The 21697-nt window shown below is 71.1% G+C and carries 22 protein-coding genes; 15 read left to right on the forward strand and 7 right to left on the reverse strand.

The genetic code is table 11. The annotated features are described in order from the left end of the window. Positions 1–13 precede the first annotated feature (13 nt). From DID99_RS03740 to DID99_RS03755, 4 genes are read left to right on the forward strand one after another with little or no spacing between them, the layout of a single operon-like run. Positions 14–814: a (Fe-S)-binding protein gene (locus DID99_RS03740; RefSeq protein ID WP_124666081.1), complete on the forward strand. Its 801-nt coding sequence runs from the start codon at positions 14–16 to the stop codon at positions 812–814. Then, positions 811–1524 carry an LUD domain-containing protein gene (locus DID99_RS03745; protein ID WP_124572100.1) on the forward strand — a complete coding sequence of 238 codons (714 nt, stop codon included), beginning with the start codon at positions 811–813 and terminating at the stop codon, positions 1522–1524. Before DID99_RS03740 ends, DID99_RS03745 begins: the two co-directional genes overlap by 4 nt. Next, on the forward strand, positions 1521–2966 hold the full coding sequence (locus tag DID99_RS03750; protein WP_124572101.1) for a LutB/LldF family L-lactate oxidation iron-sulfur protein: 1446 nt from the start codon (positions 1521–1523) through the stop codon (positions 2964–2966). Before DID99_RS03745 ends, DID99_RS03750 begins: the two co-directional genes overlap by 4 nt. A gap of 51 nt (positions 2967–3017) precedes the next feature. Next, entirely contained in the window at positions 3018–4718 is a 1701-nt protein-coding gene (locus DID99_RS03755) for a lactate permease LctP family transporter (protein ID WP_124666082.1), read from the forward strand. Positions 4719–4843: 125 nt separating this feature from the next. Here DID99_RS03755 and DID99_RS03760 read toward each other — a convergent pair whose 3' ends face one another. The 5 genes from DID99_RS03760 to DID99_RS03780 form a co-directional block, all read right to left on the reverse strand. Further along, positions 4844–5605 (reverse strand): M48 family metalloprotease, encoded by a 762-nt coding sequence (locus DID99_RS03760; RefSeq protein WP_124666083.1) that lies wholly within the window; start codon positions 5603–5605, stop codon positions 4844–4846. Between the two features lie 150 nt (positions 5606–5755). Next, positions 5756–6562: a glycosyltransferase family 2 protein gene (locus tag DID99_RS03765; RefSeq protein ID WP_124666084.1), complete on the reverse strand. Its 807-nt coding sequence runs from the start codon at positions 6560–6562 to the stop codon at positions 5756–5758. A 125-nt stretch (positions 6563–6687) separates the two neighbouring features. Then, positions 6688–7968, reverse strand: coding sequence for an endoribonuclease L-PSP (locus DID99_RS03770; protein WP_124666085.1), 1281 nt, complete (start codon positions 7966–7968; stop codon positions 6688–6690). Between the two features lie 97 nt (positions 7969–8065). Next, positions 8066–8782 (reverse strand): 3-oxoacyl-ACP reductase FabG, encoded by a 717-nt coding sequence (gene fabG, locus DID99_RS03775; RefSeq protein ID WP_124488583.1) that lies wholly within the window; start codon positions 8780–8782, stop codon positions 8066–8068. A 115-nt stretch (positions 8783–8897) separates the two neighbouring features. After that, a complete protein-coding gene (locus DID99_RS03780; RefSeq protein ID WP_014896047.1) occupies positions 8898–9182 on the reverse strand; it encodes a phosphopantetheine-binding protein in 285 nt (94 codons plus the stop codon). 565 nt (positions 9183–9747) lie between these two features. On the opposite strand from DID99_RS03780, the gene DID99_RS03785 reads away from it, so the two are divergent. From DID99_RS03785 to DID99_RS03830, 10 genes are all read left to right on the forward strand, one after another. Then, positions 9748–10392: a hypothetical protein gene (locus tag DID99_RS03785; protein ID WP_124521015.1), complete on the forward strand. Its 645-nt coding sequence runs from the start codon at positions 9748–9750 to the stop codon at positions 10390–10392. A 65-nt stretch (positions 10393–10457) separates the two neighbouring features. Then, the gene (locus tag DID99_RS03790) at positions 10458–12227 is read left to right on the forward strand and encodes an AMP-binding protein (protein WP_124666086.1); all 1770 of its coding nucleotides are present in this window, start codon (positions 10458–10460) and stop codon (positions 12225–12227) included. After that, positions 12224–13198 carry an acyl-CoA synthetase gene (locus DID99_RS03795; RefSeq protein WP_124666087.1) on the forward strand — a complete coding sequence of 325 codons (975 nt, stop codon included), beginning with the start codon at positions 12224–12226 and terminating at the stop codon, positions 13196–13198. Before DID99_RS03790 ends, DID99_RS03795 begins: the two co-directional genes overlap by 4 nt. Next, positions 13195–13851, forward strand: coding sequence for an outer membrane lipoprotein carrier protein LolA (locus tag DID99_RS03800; protein WP_044849207.1), 657 nt, complete (start codon positions 13195–13197; stop codon positions 13849–13851). The genes DID99_RS03795 and DID99_RS03800 overlap by 4 nt, the downstream gene beginning before the upstream one ends. Then, positions 13851–16334, forward strand: coding sequence for an MMPL family transporter (locus tag DID99_RS03805; RefSeq protein WP_124666088.1), 2484 nt, complete (start codon positions 13851–13853; stop codon positions 16332–16334). Before DID99_RS03800 ends, DID99_RS03805 begins: the two co-directional genes overlap by 1 nt. Continuing rightward, positions 16331–17224: a polysaccharide deacetylase family protein gene (locus DID99_RS03810; RefSeq protein ID WP_124666089.1), complete on the forward strand. Its 894-nt coding sequence runs from the start codon at positions 16331–16333 to the stop codon at positions 17222–17224. The genes DID99_RS03805 and DID99_RS03810 overlap by 4 nt, the downstream gene beginning before the upstream one ends. A gap of 63 nt (positions 17225–17287) precedes the next feature. Further along, entirely contained in the window at positions 17288–18511 is a 1224-nt protein-coding gene (locus DID99_RS03815) for a beta-ketoacyl-[acyl-carrier-protein] synthase family protein (protein WP_124666090.1), read from the forward strand. Then, entirely contained in the window at positions 18508–19326 is an 819-nt protein-coding gene (locus tag DID99_RS03820) for a beta-ketoacyl synthase chain length factor (protein WP_124666091.1), read from the forward strand. Before DID99_RS03815 ends, DID99_RS03820 begins: the two co-directional genes overlap by 4 nt. Next, positions 19323–19859, forward strand: coding sequence for a hotdog family protein (locus DID99_RS03825; RefSeq protein WP_124666092.1), 537 nt, complete (start codon positions 19323–19325; stop codon positions 19857–19859). Before DID99_RS03820 ends, DID99_RS03825 begins: the two co-directional genes overlap by 4 nt. Continuing rightward, the gene (locus tag DID99_RS03830; RefSeq protein WP_124488573.1) at positions 19856–20173 is read left to right on the forward strand and encodes a hypothetical protein; all 318 of its coding nucleotides are present in this window, start codon (positions 19856–19858) and stop codon (positions 20171–20173) included. Before DID99_RS03825 ends, DID99_RS03830 begins: the two co-directional genes overlap by 4 nt. Before the next feature lie 80 nt (positions 20174–20253). On the opposite strand, the gene DID99_RS03835 is transcribed toward DID99_RS03830, so the two are convergent. Together DID99_RS03835 and phbB are read right to left on the reverse strand one after the other, a co-directional pair. Next, positions 20254–20454 (reverse strand): hypothetical protein, encoded by a 201-nt coding sequence (locus DID99_RS03835; protein ID WP_044847444.1) that lies wholly within the window; start codon positions 20452–20454, stop codon positions 20254–20256. A gap of 198 nt (positions 20455–20652) precedes the next feature. Then, positions 20653–21396, reverse strand: coding sequence for an acetoacetyl-CoA reductase (gene phbB, locus DID99_RS03840; RefSeq protein ID WP_124488572.1), 744 nt, complete (start codon positions 21394–21396; stop codon positions 20653–20655). A gap of 55 nt (positions 21397–21451) precedes the next feature. Here phbB and DID99_RS37725 point away from each other — a divergent pair. Further along, a partial coding sequence (locus DID99_RS37725; protein WP_260444539.1) for a hypothetical protein occupies positions 21452–21697 on the forward strand: 246 nt, incomplete at its 3' end.

Genomic DNA, 21697 nt, shown 5'->3' on the forward strand with positions numbered 1-21697 from the left:
CCTGGAGCGAGACATGAACGAAAGGCACTACCCCGCCGCCGCCGCCGCGCACGTCTATCTGTTCGCGACCTGCCTGGTCGACCTGTTCGTCCCCGAAGCCGGGCTCGACGCGGTCCGCCTGCTGGGACGCGAAGGCCTGACCGTCCACTATCCGCGCGGCCAGAGCTGCTGCGGGCAGCCGGCCTACAGCAGCGGCAATCCCGACGAAGCGCGCCGCGTCGCGGCCGCGCAGCTCGACCTGTTCGCCGAGCCGTGGCCCGTGATCGTGCCGTCCGGCTCGTGCGCGGGCATGATCCGGCACCATTGGCCCGCCCTGTTCGCCGACGATCCCGTGCACGGCCCGAAGGCACGCGCGATCGCGGAGCGCACCTACGAACTCGCCGAATTCCTCGTCCATGTGCTCGACGTGCGGCTCGACGCCGTCACCGCCAACGCCGGCCCGGACGAGCGCGTCGTGCTGCACACGTCGTGCGCGGCCCGCCGCGAGATGGGCACGCGCGTGCACGGCGTCGCGCTCGTCGACGCGCTGCCGGGCGTCACGCGCATCGAACATGAACGCGAATCGGAATGCTGCGGCTTCGGCGGCACGTTCTCGCTGAAGCATCCCGACATCTCCGGCGCGATGGTGCGCGACAAGGTCGCATCGGCCTGCGCGACGGGCTGCGACCGGCTCGTGTCGGCGGACTGCGGCTGCCTGCTGAACATCGGCCACGCTGCGGCCAAGGCCGGCGCGGCGCTGCCCGTCGAGCATCTCGCGAGCTTCCTGTGGCGCCGCACGGCCGGTGCCGGCTCGCTGCGCGGAGACACGCAATGAGCGCGCGCGACGCCATCCTCGCGCGCCTGCGCGCCGCCGCCCCCGGCGTCGCCGTGAACGCCGCGCCCGCGCTCGATGCGCGCATCGACACGCATTACGCGGCGCGGCGCGCGGCAGTCGCGCCCGATCCGGATGCCCTCGCGCAGACGATGCAGGCCGCGCTCGCCGCGTCGCACGCCGAAGTCTGGTGCGCCACCGCCGACGCATGGCCCGCGCAGCTGGCCGCGCGCCTGGCCGAGGCCGGCGTGCGCCGCCTGCTGCTCGACCCGGCCCGCCCCGAAGCCGCGGCCCTCGCGCAGGCGCTGCCCGACGCGGTCGCGCCGGTGCCGTTCGACCGGCCGATCGACGCATGGAAAGCCGAGCTGTTCGACACGATCGACGCGGGCTTCACGGTTGCGCGCTCGGGCATCGCGGCGACCGGCACGGTCGTGCTCGCGCCCGATGCCGGCACGCCGCGCACGGTCTCGCTGGTGCCGCCGCTGCACGTCGCGCTCGTGCATGCGAACACGCTGCACGCGGACCTTCACGCGGCCGCGCACGCGGAGCGCTGGCACGCCGGCATGCCGACCAACGTCGTGCTGGTGTCGGGCCCGTCGAAGACCTCCGACATCCAGCAGACCCTCGCGTATGGCGCACACGGCCCGCGCAACCTCTGGGTCGTGATCGTCACCGAACCGACCGCAACCGCCTGCCAGGACCTGCCGCGATGAGCGACCAACCGCTGCAATTCGTCGCCCCCGGCGACTTCAAGGCCCGCGCGCGCGCCGCGCTCGACGATCCCGCGCTGCGCCGCAGCTTTCGCGGCGCGATGGATTTCCTGCAGGGCAAGCGCGCGACCCAGTTCCCCGACGACACCGAGCTGCAGCAGCTGCGCGATCTCGGCGAAGCGGTGCGCCAGCACGCGCTCGCGCAACTGCCCGCGCTGCTCGAGCGGCTGGAGGCGAAGCTCAACGCGGCCGGCGTGCACGTGCACTGGGCCGAGACGGCCGCCGACGCGAACGCGATCGTGCTCGGCATCGCGCAGGCGAAGAAGGCGCGCCGCGTGATCAAGGGCAAGTCGATGGCCAGCGAGGAAATCGAGCTGAACCATTACCTCGCGGATCACGGCGTCGACTGCATCGAGTCCGACATGGGCGAGTTCATCGTGCAGCTCGCGGGCGAAAAGCCGTCGCACATCGTGATGCCGGCGATCCACAAGACGCGCGGCGACATCGCCGAGCTGTTCGAGGAACACATCCCGGGCACGCGTTACACGGAGGACGTCGACGAGCTGATCCAGACCGGCCGGCGTGCGCTGCGCCGCGCGTTCGCGGAAGCCGACATCGGCCTGTCCGGCGTGAACTTCGCGGCGGCCGACACGGGCACGCTGTGGCTCGTCGAGAACGAGGGCAACGGCCGGCTGTCGACCACCGTGCCCGACACGCACGTCGCGATCATGGGGATCGAGAAGGTCGTCGAGAAACTCGAGCACATCGTGCCGCTGTCGAGCCTGCTCACGCGCTCGGCCACCGGCCAGGCGATCACGACCTACTTCAACCTGATCTCGGGCCCGCGCCGCGACGGCGAACGCGACGGCCCGCGCGAGCTGCATCTCGTGCTGCTCGACAACGGCCGCACACAGGCCTACGCCGACGAGCAGCTGCGCGCGACGCTGCAATGCATCCGCTGCGGCGCGTGCATGAACCACTGCCCCGTCTATACGCGGATTGGCGGCCACGCATACGGGACGACCTACCCGGGCCCGATCGGCAAGATCATCTCGCCGCACCTGCTCGGCCTCGACGCGACGGCCGACCTGCCGACCGCATCGACGCTGTGCGGCGCGTGCGGCGAGGTGTGCCCGGTCCGGATTCCGATCCCGCAATTGCTGGTGCGGCTGCGTACCGAGGCGAACCGCAAGCCCGACGAACCCGTCGCGCATCCGCTGCGCGGCCAGGGCGCGAACTACAACCGCGCGGAAGACCTCGTGTGGCGCTTCTGGTCCGGCGCGTTTGCGCATCCGCGCGCGTATCGCGCGTTCCGCTGGAGCGCGACGCGGCTGCGCGCGCTGACGCCCGCGAAGCAGATGGGCTGGACCCAACATCGCACGCCGCTCGAGCCGGCGCCGCGCAGCCTGTCCGACCTGCTGCGCGCACGCGGCCAACCCGAATAGACCACCCCGCTTTCAAACCCGTACCGATAGAAATCCATGGAGGAGACAACCATGCAGGTTTGGCATCAGATCTACACCCCGCTCGGCAGCCTCGGGCTGTCGGCGTTCGTCGCCGCGATCCCGATCATCTTCTTTTTCGTCGCGCTCGCCGCACTGCGGATGAAGGGGCACGTCGCCGCCGCGATCACGCTGCTGCTGGCGCTCGGCGTCGCGATCCTCGCGTATGGCATGCCCGTGCCGCAGGCGCTCGCCGCAGCCGGCTTCGGCTTCGCGTACGGCCTGTGGCCGATCGCGTGGATCATCGTCGCGGCGGTGTTCCTGTACAAGATCGTCGTGAAGACCGGCCAGTTCGAGATCATCCGCGCGTCGGTGCTGTCGATCACCGACGACCAGCGGCTGCAGATGCTGCTGATCGGCTTCTCGTTCGGCGCGTTCCTCGAAGGCGCCGCCGGCTTCGGCGCGCCCGTCGCGATCACGGCCGCGCTGCTCGTCGGCCTCGGCTTCAAGCCGCTGCACGCGGCAGGATTGTGTCTGATTGCAAACACCGCGCCGGTCGCGTTCGGCGCGATGGGCATCCCGATCATCGTCGCCGGACAGGTGACCGGCATCGACGCGTTCCACATCGGCGCGATGGCCGGCCGCCAGCTGCCGCTGCTGTCGCTCGCGGTGCCGTTCTGGCTCGTGTTCATGATGGACGGGCTGCGCGGCGTGCGGCAGACCTGGCCGGCCGCGCTCGTCGCCGGCGGCAGCTTCGCGATCACGCAGTACTTCACGTCGAACCATATCGGGCCCGAGCTGCCGGACATCACGTCGTCGCTCGTCAGCCTCGTCTCGCTCGCCGCGTTCCTGAAGGTCTGGCAACCGGGCAGCGCGAAGCAGACGGCCGGCGGCCTCGTCGCGTCGGGCGGTGGCGCGGCGCTCGCGGGGTTCGGTGCGGGCGGCAACGGTGCGGGCGCGAGCCGCCAGGCGTCGCCGTACTCGCTCGCGCAGACCGTGCGCGCGTGGTCGCCGTTCCTGATCCTGACGGCCGTCGTCACCGTGTGGAGCATCGCGCCGTTCAAGGCGCTGTTCGCCGCGCACGGCGTGCTCGCGTCGACCGTCCTCAAGTTCCACGTGGCCGGGCTCGACCAGCTCGTCGTGAAGACCGCGCCGATCGCCGCGACGCCGAAAGCGCTCGACGCGGTGCTGAAGCTCGATCTCGTGTCGGCGGTGGGCAGCGCGATCCTCGTGACCGCGCTGATCTCGATGGCGCTGCTGCGGATGAAACCGCGCGACGCGCTCGTCACGTTCGGCGAAACGCTGAAGGAGCTCACGCGCCCGATCCTGTCGATCGGCCTCGTGCTCGCGTTCGCGTTCGTCGCGAACTACTCGGGGATGTCGTCGACGCTCGCGCTGATGCTCGCCGCGACCGGCGCCGCGTTTCCGTTCTTCTCGCCATTCCTCGGCTGGCTCGGCGTGTTCCTGACCGGCTCGGATACGTCGTCGAACGCGCTGTTCTGCTCGCTGCAGCAAGCGACCGCGCACCAGCTCGGCGTGCCCGAGACGCTCGCGGTCGCCGCGAACACGACGGGCGGCGTGACCGCGAAGATGATCTCGCCGCAGTCGATCGCGGTGGCATGCGCGGCAACGGGGCTGGTCGGCAAGGAATCGGAGCTGTTCCGCTTCACCGTGCGCCACAGCCTGCTGTTCGCGGTGATCGTCGGCCTGATCACGCTCGTGCAGGCGTACGTGCTGCCGGGGATGGTGCCGTAAGCACGCGGCGCGGCCGCTTTCCGGCCGCTTTCCGCTTCCCCGGAAAACAAAAACCCCACGCCCGCAAGAGCGTGGGGTTTCGTTCATCCCGGGCGCCGGACGAGGCCGGCGCCATCCGGCGGCACTCAGCTGCCCTTCGCGATGCGATCCTGGATGTGCTGCGCACGGCTCGTCGACGACGGGTGCGAGCTCATCATCGAGCTCTTGCCGCCATCGAGCTGCGCGAGCTTCTGGAACGCGGTGACGAGGCCCTTCTGGTTCATGTTCTTCTGCTTCATCAGGTCGAACGAGTAGTCGTCGGCCGCGCTTTCCTGCGTCTGCGAGAACTGCGCGTTGATGAACTTCTCGGTGATGTCGCCGAGCTGCGAGCTCGTCAGGGCCGCGACGCCCGGCGATGCCGCGCCGGCCGCCGTGCGTGCCGCGCTGACCGCGTAGGCAGTCTGCATCGCTTTCTTCGAGTGACCCAGCGCGACGTGGCCCATTTCATGGCCGATCACGCCGCGCAGCTCGTCGTCGTTCATCATGTCCATCAGGCCGCTGTACACGCGCACGCAGCCGTTGCCCATCGCCCACGCGTTGACGTCCTTGGTCATGTAGACCTTGTAGTTGATCTTCTGGCCGTTCAGCGTCATGTCGCCGAAGCCCTTCATCACCTTCGTCAGGCGCTTCGCGTACGCGCTGTTCGGCGCGGCGATCTTCGATTCGGCGTCGCTCGCCTTGCACGATTCGTTCGACAGTGCCGCGATGTCGCTGTCCGACAGCGTCGCCGCCTTGAACAGGTTGGTCCCCGCCGACGTCAGGCTGTTCGCGTCGAGACTCTGCACGCCACCGCATGCGCTCAACAGGAAAACCATGCCGCACGCGGCCGCCGCTTTCTTGATATGCATCCCGGATCCCTCGGTAGTTGTATTTGGGAGCGGCGATTTTGCATAATCCGGCAGAAAATTACCAGATGTTTACATCGAATGACAGTTTGATTACTGACAAATACGGAATGAACGGCGCGATTGCTCAGCCGATTGATGACAATCGGGCCATCAATCGCCACGGCCGGACGACCGGCCGAACGCGGAACGCGACCGGCGCGTCAGCCGCCGCGCGACCAGCATCGGCAGCCGCACCAGGAAACCGGCGAACAGCCGCAGGTGCATCCACGCGAGCAACGCGTTGTCGCGGCCGTAGTGGAAATGCGACACGCCGCCCTCGTGCGCGCCGAAGTAACGCACCGGCGCTTCGATGCGGATCGGCCGCACCCCGGCCCAGCACAGCCGCACGGCGGCTTCCGGATCGAAGTCGAAGCCGCGCATCCACGGCTGGCGATGCATGATCGCGGCGAGCGGCGCGACCGGGTACACGCGAAAGCCGTATAGCGAATCGCCGATCCCGGCCCACAGAGTCTCGAGGTCGGCCCATCCGTTCGACAGCCGCCGGCCCTGCACGCGCAGCTGCGGCGCGCTCGCGTCGAACTTCGGCAGGCCCAGCACCATCGCATCCGGCGCCCCCTGCGACGCGGCCATGAATTCGGGAATCAGGTCGGCCGGATGCTGGCCGTCGGAATCCATCGTCAGCACGTGCGTGAAGCCGCTCGCGGCCGCCGCGTCGAGCCCGGCCAGCACCGCGGCGCCCTTGCCGCGGTTCGCCGGCAGCACGATCACGCGCAGCCCGGGGTCGCGCCCGGCCATCGCCTGCAGGCGCTCGGCGCTGCCGTCGGTGCTGCCGTCGACGACGACCCACACCGGATTCCACTGCGCGCGGGCGTTGCGCACGGTCGTGTCGACCTTGACGCCCGGGTTGTAGCTCGGAATCAGTACGAGATGGGTGGACGAGGCCTGCAGCGTGGACATGGGAACGGCCGATTGCGAAGACGAGGATCCTGACAAAAGTTTATGACCTGCAGGCGACTGCCGACAGGCTTCGTCGACGCCGCCCGCGTGCGGCGACGGTTCGCGCAGCGACAGGCCCGCGCGCTTCACGACAGGTGCTCCAGCGGATGGCCGGCGCTCGCCTCGATCTCGACCAGCAGATCGTCGCGGCACACGTCCGCGTGGACGAACAGCGGCCGCACGCCGGGGCCGGCCGCATCGCGCAACGTGCGTTCGATCGCGGCGAGCGCCGCGGCATCGCCGGCGTCGCGCACGTAGACGCGGTAGCTCAAGTCGGCAAGCGTGAACGGGCCGTGCCCCTGCCGCGCGGCCTGCTCGAGCACGGCGGCCAGGTTCGCGAGCGTCTCGCGCGTTTGCGCGACGACGTCGCCGTGATGCACGGTGCGATGCCCGACGATGCTGGCGGTGCCCGACACGAACAGCAGCGGCGCGGCAGCGTCGCCCGGCCATGCGGCCGCGCGCGCGAACGTCGGCGCACGCGGGCCGTACTCCGCCGGGTAGTGATACGCGCTGACCTGGCGCGGGTTCTCGACCGGATCGGCCGGCGCACGGCTCGCGATGAAATGGATCGCGAGCGGCGCGGCCGGCGGCATGTCACCCGCGACCGGCACGACGGAACCGAGCGCGCAGGCGGCCGGCACGCCGCCCGTCAGCGCGCGGCGGCACGCGTCGAACGCGCGCTGCCTGCCGATATTGAACTGACGATAGCGTTCGATCCCGAACTGCTGCGCGTTGATCGCAGGCACGGTGTTCCAGATCCGCAGCGGATGCGGGATGCCGAGCGTATCGAGTACGTCGAACAGCGCGCGGTACGCGTCGTACGTCGTGCGCTCGAGCGGCGTGCCGCCGTCGCGATCCGCATCGGCCGATTCCTGAGCTTCATGCGCTGCCTGCGCTTCCTGCACGACGATGCTGCCGAACACAAGCCCCGCCGTTGCGCTGTAGCGGTACTGCAGCGCGCCGCGTCGCTCGCTGCGCAGGTCGCGCGCGTCGCACTGCCAGATTTCGCAGACCGCATCGGCGCGTGCATGGCTGCCGGCATCGAGCAGCGCCATCTGCACCGGTGCGAGCGGCAGGTCGGGCGCGGCGGCGGCGAGCATGCGCGCCATCGCATCGGCCGGCGCCCCGGCCGCGCCGATGCAGACCGCGCCCAGCGCACCCGGAAACACGCGGTCGAATGCGTCGCCCCGCTGCTGCGCATCGTGCAGCAGCGCAGCCAGCCGTGCCTGATCGATCTGGACGAGCCGCAACGCACGATTGCCGCCGTTCGCGGTGGACGTGGCCGCCATGGGTCCGCGTGCGACCGCGCTGGTGGCGGACGACGGGGAACACGCTCGCCGTTCGGCGTCGACTGGATGCACTGACACTTCGATTTCCTCACTATGCGGCGCGGGCTCGCGGCATCGTGGCCACGCGCCGCGTTGCGCGCCGTTGCTTCGCGTCAAGCCGACGCGGCGCGCGTCGTCATGCGAGGCCGCCGTTGACGGACAGCACTTGCCCCGTCACATAGGCGGCCGCATCGGATACCAGATACGCGACCATCGCCGCGACTTCGTCGGGCCGGCCGGCGCGCTGCGCGGGCACGAGCTGCTTGATCCGTTCGGCGGGAAACGCATGTTCCGCCATCGGCGACTCGATGATGCCGGGCGCGACCGCGTTCACGGTAATGCCGCGCGACGCGAGCTCCAGCGACAGCGACTTCGTCGCGCCGATCAGCCCCGCCTTCGCGGCCGCGTAGTTGACCTGTCCGCGGTTGCCGGTCACGCCGGCGACCGACGCGATGTTGACGATCCGGCCGCGCCGCGTGCGGATCATCGGCAGCAGGAGCGGTTGCGTCACGTTGAAAAAACCGTTGAGCGTCACGTCGATCACGCTGTGCCATTGCTGGCGCGACATGCCGGCCATCGGCGCGTCGTCGTGAATGCCCGCGTTGTTGACGAGGATCTGCACCGGCGCGTCGTCGACGAACGGTGCGAGCGCGGCGAGCGTCGCATCCGCGTCGGTCACGTCGAATGCGATCGCATGCGCGATGCCGCCGGCCGCGACGATCTGCTGCGCGACGGCTTGCGCCTGCGCGAGATTCCGGTTCGCGTGTACCCAGACTTCGTGGCCGGCCTGCGCGAGCGTCGTGCAGATCGCCTGCCCGAGTGCGCCGCTGCCGCCCGTTACGAGCGCCCGCATCGAATTGCTCCGTTCATCGCGTTCCTCCTCGATCGACGCGGCGGCGGTGCATCCAGCCGCCGCCGCCGCGTGCCGTCATCCTCTGCGTGCCGCGTCGCGCCCGCGCGCGCCGCCGTCACTTCGTGCGATGCGCGGCGACATACGCGGCAAGCGCGCCGAGCGTCGCGAAGATCTTCTGGTTGTCCGGATTGTCCGAGCGCAGCTCGAAGCCGTACTTCTTCGAGATCAGCAGCGCGATTTCCAGGATGTCGATGGAGTCGAGCCCGAAGCCCTCGCCGTACAGCGGGGTCCCGGCCGTCACCGTTTCGAGCGGGACGTCTTCGAGATTCAGTTCGCCGATGATCAGCGTGGCGAGCTCTTGTTCCAGTGCGTTCATCATGCTTGCGGGCAGGCGGCCCATGGCAGCGGGAGGCGCCCGGAAAACGGCAGCCATCGTGCACGCCCGGCGCGGTGCGAGGCGCGCGAATCTCCGTCCCTCCGGCGTCTGCCGGCTTCCCCGCCTGCGTTATTGGGGATCGTTTGTAAAAGTTACGCGGATTCTAGACGATGGGTATCGGCACGTATACGGGGAATGGTTACAGACTGAAGGGCCCCCGCCGCGGCCGGTTTCGGGACCCGATCGCAGCAGACGCTTGAGCCGCTTCGGATGGAAATGGATCGTCGCCGCAAAAGCTTCAGTGCGCTGCCATACATTCGGTTACAAAACCCGGCTGCACCTGCCTCGAACCGCCGCGCCGCGGCCCTAAAATGTGCGTGCACGACAGCCGGCCCGGACTAGCGTCCCGGCCGCCATTCATATGATGTTTGACGGCCCGACGCACGCGTCCGGCCCCGATCCGCCCGATGTTTCCAGCAACCATGCCGCGCCCGTCCGCTCCCCTCGCTCCGGTTTGTCCGTCCGTTTGCCGCCGTGCCGCGGCAGCCGGCGGCCACGCGCACCCGCGCCGCGCGCCCGGAGCGCCGCGATGAGCACGCCGCTCGGCATCGTACGCGGCGCCGGCGCGGTCGCCGCGGTGGCGGCGTACCAGATCGGCGCGCACTACGCGGCCGCGACGCCCGGCGCGCACGGCTTCGGCCTCGCGATGGCGCTCGTGCCGCCGCTGCTGCTCGCGCTCGGCGCGGCACTGCGCTCGCCGCGGCGCGCCTGGCTCGTGCCGGCGTGGCTGCTGGCCGCCGTCGCGCTGTGGGCCGTGCGCATCCCGCTCGCGCGCCATTTCGAATGGGGCCTGTATCTGGAGCACGCGAGCTTCAACCTCGCGATGGCGCTGCTGTTCGGCCGCACCCTCGCGGCCGGCCAGGTGCCGCTGTGCACGCGCTTCGCGACGCTGATCCACGGCACGATCACGCCGGCCGTCGCGCGCTACACGCGGCACATCACGCTCGCATGGACGCTGTTCTTCGTCGCGATCGCCGCCGTGTCGACGCTGCTGTTCGCGACCGCGCCGATCGTCGCGTGGTCGACATTCGCGAATTACCTGTCGCTGCCGCTCGTCGCCGTGATGTTCGCCGCCGAGCATGCGTGCCGGCGCTTCGCGCTGCCGCACGACGCGCGGCCGCGGATGGTCGACGCGGTTCGCGCGTACCGCGCGTCGACGCAGCCGTCACGATGAATTCATGGCCGTCGCGGCGCCGCATCGCGGCCGCGCCGGTGACCGCCTTCCGCTTTGACCGATTTATGCCGACTCACCCGCTGGTATTCCATTCCTCGCCGGACCAGACGATCGCCTGGCGCGACGGCACGCCCGTCACCGTCCGCACGTTCGTCGCCGATGTCGCGCGCGTGGCCGCCGCACTGCCCGCCGGCCGCCACGTGTTCAACGTGTGCCGCGACCGCTACCGCTTCGCGGTCAGCCTGTGCGCGGCGCTCGTCACCGGCAGGATCAGCCTGCTGCCGTCGACGCACACGCCGGAGATGGTGCGCCAGCTCGCGTCGTTCGCACCGGACGCGTTCTGCCTGCACGACGCGCCGGACTGCACGATCGACCTGCCGCGCTTCGCGTATCCGGACGCCGCACCCGGCGAACTCCCCGACGACGCACCGTGCGTGGTGCCGCAGATCGACGCGTCGCGGATCATGGCGTACGTGTTCACGTCCGGCTCGACCGGCGCGCCGGTGCCGCACCGCAAGACCTGGGGCTTCCTGGTCGGCTGCGTGCGCGCGGCGGCCGAGCGCCTCGGCCTGCTCGACGGCCGCGCGGCCACGCTGATCGGCACCGTGCCCGCGCAGCACATGTACGGCTTCGAATCGACGGTGCTGCTCGCGCTGATCGGCGGCCTCGCGTTCAGCAACCGCCAGCCGTTCTACCCGGTCGACATTCGCGACGAACTCGCCGCGATCCCGCAGCCGCGCGTGCTCGTCACGTCGCCGATCCACCTGCGCGCGCTGCTGTCGGCCGGCCATGCGCTGCCGCCGGCCGCGCTCGTGCTGTCGGCCACCGCGCCGCTGTCGGAAAAACTCGCGTGCGAAGCCGAAGCCGCGCTCAAGGCGCCGCTCGTCGAAATCTACGGCAGCACCGAAACCGGCCAGATCGCGACGCGCCGCACGTCGCAGGGCGCCGCGTGGCAACCGTTCCCGGACATCCGGCTCGACGCGCGCGCGGCGCACGACGCGTCGGACCACGATGCCGCGGGCGACGACAGCGGCCCGACCGTGTGGGTGTCGGGCGGACACGTCGAAACCCCGGTGCCGATGGGCGATGCGCTCGAGCTGCTCGGCGACGGCCGGTTCCTGCTGCACGGCCGCAAGGCGGACCTCGTCAACATCGCCGGCAAGCGCACGTCGCTCGCCTACCTGAACCATCAGCTGAACGCGATTGCCGACGTCGTCGACGGCGTGTTCTTCATGCCGGACGACATCGCGCCGGCCGACGCCGATGCGACCCGCGAACCGGTCACGCGCCTCGTCGCGCTCGTGGTCGCGCCGACGCTCGCCGCGGCCGACCTGCAGCGCGCGCTGCGCGAACGGATCGATCCGGCGTTCATGCCGCGCCCGCTCGTGTTCGTCGACGCATTGCCGCGCAACGAAACGGGCAAGCTGCCGCGCGACGTGGTCGCCGCGCTCGTCGCACGGCACACGCGCGCCGCCGGGGCCGACGTGCGCGAGCGCGCCGCGACGGCCGCGCCCGATGCGCCGCTCGCGTTCACGATTCCCGCCGATCATCCGGCGCTGCCCGGTCATTTCCCCGGTCGTCCGATCGTGCCGGGCGTCGTGCTGCTCGATCACGCGATCGCCGCACTCGGCGCATCGCTGAATCGCCCGCTCGATACGTGGCGGCTGGCTTCCGCGAAATTCCTGAGCCCGGTCGCGCCGGGCGAGGCGCTCGATCTCGCGTTCGATGCAGCGGCCGGCGGCGCGATCCGCTTCACGCTGCGCGCGGGTGCGCGCGACGTCGCGACCGGCGTGCTGTCCGCGCCGCCGGCCGCGCAGGACGGCGCGCAGCGATGAAGCGCACCGCATGGGCCGAGCGCCAGGAACGCAGCAACGCCGGGTTGCTGCGCGTGATGACCTGGATCTCGCTGCGTTTCGGCCGTCGGCCATCGCGCATCGTGCTGCATGCCGTCGCGACTTATTTCGTGCTGTTCTCGCCGGTCGCGTGCGCCGCGTCGCGCGACTACCTGCGCCGCGTGCTCGGCCGTCCCGCGCGCTGGCGCGACGTGTACCGGCACGTGTTCACGTTCGCGGCGACGATCCACGACCGCATCTACCTGATGAACGGCCGCTTCGACCTGTTCGACATCCGGCTGCACGGCGAAACACGGGTCGACGCCGCGCTCGCCGGCGGGCGCGGCGCATTCCTGATGGGCGCGCACCTCGGCAGCTTCGAAGTCGTGCGCGCGATCGGCCGCACGCGCCCGGACCTGCGCGTCGTCGTCACGATGTTCGAAGAGAACGCGCGCAAGATCAATGCGACGCTCGCCGCCGTCAACCCGGCCGCGAAGCCGGAAGTGATTCCGCTCGGGCAGGTCGACTCGATGCTGAAGGTGCGCGAACGCCTCGACGCGAACTGCATGGTCGGGATGCTCGCCGACCGCACGCTGCTCGACGACGCGACCGCGTCGCTGCGGTGGCTGCCGCTGCTCGGCGCGCCGGCGGCATTCCCGCTCGGGCCGCTGTACATGGCCGCGATGCTGCGGCGTCCGGTGCTGTTCATGACGGGCCTCTATCGCGACGGCAATCGCTACGATGTGCACTTCGAGACGCTCGCTGATTTTTCCGACGTGCGCCGCGACACGCGCGCGGCGGCCGTCGACGCGGCGCTCGCGCGCTACGTCGCGCTGCTCGACCGGTACTGTCGCGCGGCGCCGTACAACTGGTTCAACTATTTCGATTTCTGGCAGACCGGCACGGCCGCCGCGCGCCGCGACGCGGCGCACGCGTGCGCCGGCCTGTCCGCCACGAGGGATTCCGACGCATGACCGCCGTTCGCCGCTTTCCGCCGATGTCGCTGCCGATGTTCCCGCTGCCGCACCCGCGCGCGCTGCGCCGCGCCGCACGCACGTTCGCCGTCACGGCCGCCGTCGCGCTCGCCCTGCCCGCGCACGCGGCCGACACCGGTTCGGCATGGACCCTCGACCGGCTGATGTCGACACTCGCGCAGCACAAGTCGGGGCGCGCGACGTTCACCGAGACGAAGACGCTGTCGATCACCACGCAGCCGCTCGAATCGTCGGGCGAGCTCGTGTTCGTCGCACCCGACCATCTCGAGAAGCACACGCTGAACCCGAAGCCCGAACATCTCGTGGTCGACGGCGACATGCTCACCGTCGAGCGCAACAACCGCAAGTACACGCTCGCGCTCGCGCGCTATCCGGAGCTCGGCGCGTTCATCGACAGCATCCGTGCGACGCTCGCCGGCAACCGCTATGCGCTCGAGCAGGTCTACAAGGTCGCGCTCGCCGGTCGCGGCGACGACTGGACGCTGACGCTCACGCCGCTCGACTCGCGGATGCTGAAGGTCGTCAGCACGATCACGCTCGAAGGCTCGCGCGACGTGTTGCGCAGCGTCGCGATCCGGCAGGCCGACGGCGACCGTTCGACGATGCGCCTGCAACCCGTCCCGGCGAACTGATGGACGATCGCACCCGGCCGCCCGCCCCCGTCACGCACCGCCTGCCCGCGTGGCGGCAACGCGCGGTGCTCGTGTGGCTGCTCGCGCTCGTCGCATGCGGGATCGCGATCGCCCGCGCGAACTTCACGGCCGACCTGTCCGCGTTCCTGCCGCGCGCACCGAGCGCGGGGCAGCGCGTGCTCGTCGATCAACTGCGCGACGGCATCGTGTCGCGGCTGATCCTCGTCGCGATCGACGGCGGCGATGCGGCCACGCGTGCCGCGCTGTCGCGGCGCGTCGCCGGCACGCTGCGCGCCGACCGGCAATTCTCCTCGATCAACAACGGCGAAGCCGTCGACGACACACACGACCGGCAGTTCGTGTTCGACCATCGCTACCTGCTGAGCCCGGCCGTCGCGCCGCAGCGCTTCAGCGCGGACGGCCTGCACCAGGCGCTCGGCGACAGCCTCGACCTGTTGAGTTCGTCGGCGGGGCTCGTCGCGAAGGCACTGCTGCCGCGCGACCCGACCGGCGAAGTGACGGCGCTCGTCGACCAGCTCGACAGCGGCGCGCAGCCCGCCAGCCGCGACGGCGTATGGGCGTCGCGCGACGGCACGCGCGCGGTGCTCGTCGTGCAGACGGCCGCGCCCGGCTCCGACACCGATGCGCAGGCACGCGCGATCGACGCGGTGCGCCGCGCGTTCTCCGCCGCGACGCAGGCGCTGCCGAACCCGGCCGCGTACACGCTCGCGATGACCGGCCCAGGCGTGTTCTCGGTCGACACGCGCGACACGATCCGGCACGACGTCGAGCGGCTGTCGACGGCGAGCGTCGTGCTGATCGTCGCGCTGCTGCTGACGCTGTACCGCTCGCCGCGCACGCTCGCGCTGGGGCTGCTGCCGGTGCTGACGGGCATCGCCGCCGGCATCGCGGCGGTCGGCATCGCGTTCGGCACGGTCCACGGGCTGACGCTCGGCTTCGGCACGACGCTGATCGGCGAAGCCGTCGACTATTCGATCTACCTGTTCGTGCAATCGGCGCAGGCCGGCTCGCGCGGCACCGCACGGCCCGCCGACGCGACGCGGGCATGGATCGCCGCTTATTGGCCGACGATCCGGCTCGGCGTGCTGACGTCCGTGTGCGGCTTCGCGTCGATGCTGTTCTCCGGTTTTCCGGGCCTCGTGCAGCTCGGGCTCTACTCGATCGCCGGGCTGACGGCCGCCGCGCTCGTCACGCGCTTCGTGCTGCCGCACCTGCGCGGCGAGCACGTCGCGATTCGCGACGTGTCGCGCGTCGGCGCGGTGCTCGCGCGCGCGGCCGCTGCCGCGCCGCGGCTGCGCTGGCCGCTCGCCGCGCTCGTGCTCGCCGCGTGCGCGACGCTCATGCTGCATCGCGACGGCCTGTGGAGCCGCGAGCTTGCGGCACTGAGCCCCGTGCCCGCTGGCGCGCAGGCACTCGACGCACGCCTGCGCGCCGATCTCGGCGCGCCGGACGTGCGCTATCTCGTCGTGATTTCCGCGCCGACCGAACAGGCCGCGCTCGAACGCGCGGAACGGGTCGCCGCGCAAATGCAGCCGCTCGTCGAGCGCGGCGCGCTCGCGGGCTTCGAAAGTCCCGCGCGCTACCTGCCGAGCGACGCCGCGCAGCGCGCGCGCCAGGCGAGCCTGCCGGACGAGGACACGCTTGCCGCACGCATGCGCGCGGCCGTCGCGAACCAGCCGATCCCGGTCAGGCCCGAGCTGTTCGCTCCGTTCATCGCCGATGTCGAGGCCGCACGCCACGCGCCGCTGCTCACGCACGCGGACCTGCGCGGCACGTCGATGGCGCTCGCCGTCGACGCGCTGCTGACCGAGCGCGCGGGCCGCTGGCGCGCGATGCTGCCGCTGCGCGCGCCGGACGTCGCACGCACCGGTCCGGCCGCTCCGGCGCTCGATGCCGCGCCGATTCGCGCGGCCGTCGCGCGCGCCGGCGTGCCCGACGCGCTGTTCGTCGACATGAAGGCCGAGGCCGACCGCCTGTACGTGAACTACGTGCACGAGGACATCCGGCTGTCGCTCGCGGGTTTCGCGGCGATCGCCGTGCTGCTGCTGATCGCGCTGCGCTCGCCGCGCCGCGTCGTACGCGCGCTCGCGCCGCTGGTCGCGGCCGTGCTGGTGGTAACGGCCGGCTTCGCGCTCGCCGGCGTGCCGCTGACGATCCTGCACCTCGTCGGGATGCTGCTGATCGTCGCGGTCGGCTCGAACTATGCGCTGTTCTTCTGCAAGCGCGACGACGCGCAACCGGTCACGCCGCACACGCTCGTGTCGCTGCTGATCGCGAACCTCGCGACGGTCGCCGGCTTCGGCCTGCTCGCGCTGTCGCGGGTGCCGCTGCTCGAAACCTTCGGGCTGACCGTCGGCCCCGGTGCGATGCTCGCGCTCGCGTTCGCCGCGATTCTCGCGCCGCGCGCGGCGGCGGTGGCCGCTGGCAGCCCTCATCGTGAGCCGACAGGAGGTCGCGCATGAACGCGCCGTCGTCCGTTCCGCCTCGCCAGCCCGGCGATGCGCGCCGCTGGAAACCGACGCCGCTGATCGCGGGCACGGCCGCGCTGCACGCGGGCGCGCTCGCGGCCGTCGTCGCGCAACCGGCCGCATGGCCGTGGGCCGCCGGTGGCGTGGTCGCGTCGCATCTCGCACTGACCGCCGCCGGCCTGTGGCCGCGCAGCGCGCTGCTCGGGCCGAATTGGACGCGCCTGCCGGCCGGCGCCGGCCGCCGGATCGCGCTGACGATCGACGACGGCCCGGACCCCGACGTCACGCCGCGCGTGCTCGACCTGCTCGATCGCCACGACGCGCGCGCGACGTTCTTCTGCATCGGCGATCTCGCGCGCCGCCATCCGCAGTGGATCGAAGCGATCGTCGCGCGCGGCCACGCGGTCGAGAACCACAGCCAGCGGCACCGGCATACGTTCTCGCTGTCGGGGCCCGCCGCGCTGCGCCGTGAAATCGCGGCCGCGCAGCAGACGCTGACCGAGATCGCCGGCACGCGCCCGCGCTTCTTCCGCGCGCCGGCCGGCCTGCGCAATCCGTTTCTCGAGCCGGTGCTGTGCGAGTTCGGCCTGCAGCTCGCCAGCTGGACGCGCCGCGGCTTCGACACCCGCGCGCGCGATGCGGATACCGTCACGCACCGCCTGCTGAACGGCCTGGCCGCACGCGACATCCTGCTCGTGCACGACGGCCACGCGGCGCGCGACGCGCGTGGCGAACCGGTCGTGCTCGACGTGCTGCCCGCGCTGCTGCACGCGGCCGCCGATGCGCAGTTGCACTGGACCACGCTGCGCGCCGCGCTCGCCCCCGAACCGTCCGATCCGCCCGCCGGGCCGGGCACGCCGGCCCCCCCGTTTGATAAAATCTGACCACGCCCGGCGCGCCCGCCAGCCCCGCTGCGGCGCCCGTTCCGGCCACCGGATACGACCCTCGTGAAACCTCTCCTGCTCTCGCACTTCACCGCCACCAGCTGCATCGGCCGCGGCCTCGACGCGACCGTCGACGCGCTGCGCCACGCACGCGGCGGGCTCACGCCGTGCGACTTCGAACGCGCCGATCTCGACACCTGGATCGGCGCCGTGGACGGCGTCGATGCGCAGCCCGTGCGCGCGGATCTCGCCGACTTCGACTGCCGCAACAACCGCCTCGCGCAACTCGGCCTCGTCCAGGACGGCTTCGACGCGCGCGTCGCGGCGGCCGTGTCGCGCCACGGCGCCGCGCGCGTCGGCGTGTTCGTCGGCACGAGCACGTCCGGCATCCTCGAGACCGAGCGCGCGTACGAGCAGCGCGATCCGGCCAGCGGAGCCCTGCCCGCCGGATTCCGCTACGCGCACACGCACAACCCGTATTCGCCGGCTGCGTTCGTGCGCGCGTATTTCGCGCTGCGCGGGCCCGCGATGGCGATCTCGTCGGCGTGCTCGTCCGGCGCGAAGGTCTTCGGCTCCGCGCGCCGGATGATCGAAGCGGGGCTGATCGATGCGGCCGTCGTCGGCGGCGTCGATTCGCTGTGCCTGACGACGCTGTACGGCTTCAATTCGCTCGAACTGCTGTCGCGCCGGCCGTGCCGCCCGTTCGACGTCGCGCGCGACGGCATCTCGATCGGCGAAGCGGCGGCGTTCGCGCTGCTCGAACGCGTGCCCGACGCGCCCGCCGCGCTCGACGGCGACGCGATCCTGCTGCTCGGCATCGGCGAATCGAGCGATGCGCATCACATGTCGTCGCCGCATCCGGAAGGACTCGGCGCGCGCATCGCGATCGAACAGGCGCTCGCGTCGGCCGGCCTCGCTGCAAGCGACATCGACTACGTGAACCTGCACGGCACCGCGACGCCCAGCAACGATGCCGCCGAAAGCCGCGCGGTGGGCGCGCTGCTCGCGCGCACGCCGTGCAGTTCGACGAAGGGCGCGACCGGTCACACGCTCGGGGCGGCCGGCGCCCTCGAAGCGGTCGTCGCCGCGCTGGCGCTGCGCGAACAGTTCGTGCCGGCCGGCGTCAACACGACGCAACCCGACCCGGCGCTGGCCGCCGACTACGTGCTCGCGAGCCGCGATGCGCGCGTGCGTGCGGTCCTGTCGAATTCGTTCGGCTTCGGCGGCACGAACTGCAGCCTGATCTTCGGCCGCGCCGGGCATGCGAGCCGCCGGGAGCCGACATGACCGTCACCGCCTTCATCGAAAGTGTCGGCCTCGTCGGGCCGGGACTGAACGACTGGCCGCACGCGGCCGACGTGCTCGCGGGCCGCGAGGCCTATGCGGGCGCGCGCACCGTGCTGCCGCCGCCTGCCAGCCTGCCGCCGGCGGAACGCCGCCGCACCGGCCCCGTCGTGCGCGTCGCGCTCGCGGTCGGCCTCGAAGCGGCAGCCGCGAGCGGGCGCGATGCGGCCACGCTCGCGACCGTGTTCAGCGCGTCCGGCGGCGACGGCCAGAACTGCCACGCGATCTGCGAGACCCTCGCCGGCGACGATCGCCACCTGTCGCCCACGCGCTTTCACAACTCGGTGCACAACGCGCCGGCCGGCTACTGGAGCATCGCGACCCGCGCGATGGCGACGTCGAACGTGCTGTGCGCGCACGACGGCAGCTTCGCCGCGGGCCTGCTCGAAAGCGTGTGCCAGGTCATGGTCGATCGCGTGCCGAGCCTGCTGATCGCCTACGACACCGACTATCCGGAGCCGCTGCACGCGGTGCGGCCGATCGTCGACGCATTCGGCGTCGCGCTCGTGCTCGCGCCCGACGCGAGCGAACGCACGCTCGCACGCATCGACGTGCGGCTCACCGACGCGCCGGCGACGACGCTCGCGAACCCCGAACTCGACGCGCTGCGCACCGGCAATCCGGCCGCGCGCGCGCTGCCGCTGCTCGACGCGCTCGCGGCGCGGCGCGCGGCGAGCGTCGTGCTCGACTATCTGGAAGATACGCGCGTGCAGGTCGATATCGCACTGCCGAATGCCGCGGCGGGGCACGCGCGATGACGACGCCCGTTTCGACGCCGATGCCTGCGCCGGCGCCGGCCACGCTCGACCGCGCATGGATCGCCGCGCACATTCCGCACGACGGAGCGATGTGCTTGCTCGATCGGGTCGAAGCGTGGGACGCCGCGCGCATCCGCTGCAGCGCGACGAGCCACCGTGACCCGCACAACCCGCTGCGCTCGCGCGGCCGGCTTGCGTCGGTCTGCGGGATCGAATATGCGGCACAGGCAATGGCCGTGCACGGCGCGCTGCTCGGTGCGCAGCAGGCGCAGGCGGAACCCGCGCGGCCGCGCGCCGGCTATCTTGCGAGCGTGCGCAACGTCGACGCGTTCGTCGACCGGCTCGACACGTGCGAGCTGCCGCTGATCGTCGACGCCGAACGCATCGGCGGCGACGACCGCTCCGTGCTGTACGGCTTCACGCTGCGCTGCGGCGAGCGCGTGTTGCTCGGCGGCCGCGCCGCGGTGATGCTCGATGCATCGGCAACCGGCGTGCGCGTTGCGCCGCACGCGGGCCGCGCGGACCCTAGATGAACCAGCCCCAAGGAAACCAGGCCGTGAAAGCACGTCAGTTCATTTGCACCGCGTTCGTTCTCGCGCTGATCAGCCCGATCGCGCACGCGGACATGTCGGAAGTGAAGCAGGACATCAAGCGCGATTCGAAGGAAGCGGCGCACAAGACCGGCGAGGCCGCGCGCAGTTTCGGCCACGCGACCGCGAGCGCCGCGAAGACGGTCGGCCACGGCATCGCGCACGCGTCGCGCGAAGGCTGGGATGCCACCAAGCGCACGACGAAGCGGATCTTCCACAAGAACGATTCAGGCGAAGGCGCGCGAAAGAGCGATTGAGTGCGAACGTCCCGCGCACCGCAGACGGATGCGCGGGACGCGGCACGACGCGTGAACGCGGCGGTGCCGCACTGCCGCCGTCAGCGCGCGCCGCCGCGCGTGCGACGCGCCGGCCCGCGCGCGAAGCACTTGCCGTACGCGACCAGCCAGCAATCGCGATGATCGAAGTTGCGCAGCAGCCGCGCGCGGCGCCGCTCGAGCCAGTGAAGCGCGATCGCCATCGTCAGCGCGACGGCCAGTGCCGAGCCGCCGATCGCGAGTCCCATCCAGGTGTCACCCATGCCTCCTCCGGAATGCGAGGCCGGTGCGGCGTGCGTGCCGTGACGCGGTAGCCGGCACGCGGGCGCACCCGGCCCGCCGCATGCGCGGCGAACCTGCGTCCGTGTTCCGTCACCGCGCGCGTGCGCGCCGCCCCGGCGCTGGATACAGCGGGAGCACGGCCCGGACGCGCGCGCGAACGCCGCCCGGGCCGCCGCGCGTCAATGCATGTGCTGGCCGCCGTTGATCGCGATGTTGGAGCCCGTCACGAAACCGGCCTCTTCCGAGCACAGATAGGCGACCAGCGCCGCGACTTCCTCGGGTTTCCCGAGCCGTCCCGCCGGAATCTGCGGAAGGATCTTGGTATCGAGGATGTCCTGCGGGATCGCCGTCACCATCTTCGTCGCGAGGTAGCCCGGCGACACCGTATTCACCGTCACGCCCTTGCGCGCGGTCTCGAGCGCGAGCGATTTCGTGAAACCGTGCATGCCGGCCTTCGCGGCCGCGTAGTTGGTCTGGCCGACCGAGCCCTTCGAGCCGTTGACCGACGCGATGTTGACGATGCGTCCCCAGCCGCGCTCGACCATGCCGTCGCAGACCGGCTTCGTCATGTTGAACACGGAATCGAGGTTGGTGCGGATCACCGCATCCCAGTTGACCTTGTCGAGCTTGCGCAGCGTCATGTCGCGCGTGATGCCCGCGTTGTTCACCAGGATGTCGACCGGGCCGACGTCCCGGACGATTTTCTCGACGCATTGCTGGCACGAATCGTAATCGGCCACGTCCACCGGATACGCGTGGAATTCGCGACCGGCCGCGTGCATCTCGGTCAGCCAGCGATCGGCGCCGGTGTTGTTCGGCGAATACGTGACGACGACCTGGCAGCCCGCATCGTTCAACCGGATGCTGATCGCTTCGCCGAGACCACCCATCCCACCCGTCACAACTGCAATTCGCTTAGTCATCCTATGAGTTACCGACAAGAAAAGTAGTCAAAGGTGCGGGGCGACGGCATGGCACATGCTGCCGCCCCGCCGCTGCGATGCGCTGGCGCCCGCAGGGCGGACGTGGCGCGCACCGGAACATCACGCTTGTTGTTGGCAGCTTGTTGCGCGCGAAGTTTGCTGCATGTGTGTGCGGCGCTGGCCGGCGCCGCATGCGTGCACTATCGTCAGACTCTGCTCAACCGCGCTCGACCGCGAGCGCGACGCCCATCCCGCCGCCGATGCACAGCGACGCCAGCCCGCGCTTCGCATCGCGCTTGGC

The sequence above is a fragment of the Burkholderia sp. Bp8986 genome (genome assembly GCF_003854225.1).
Taxonomy (GTDB): domain Bacteria; phylum Pseudomonadota; class Gammaproteobacteria; order Burkholderiales; family Burkholderiaceae; genus Burkholderia.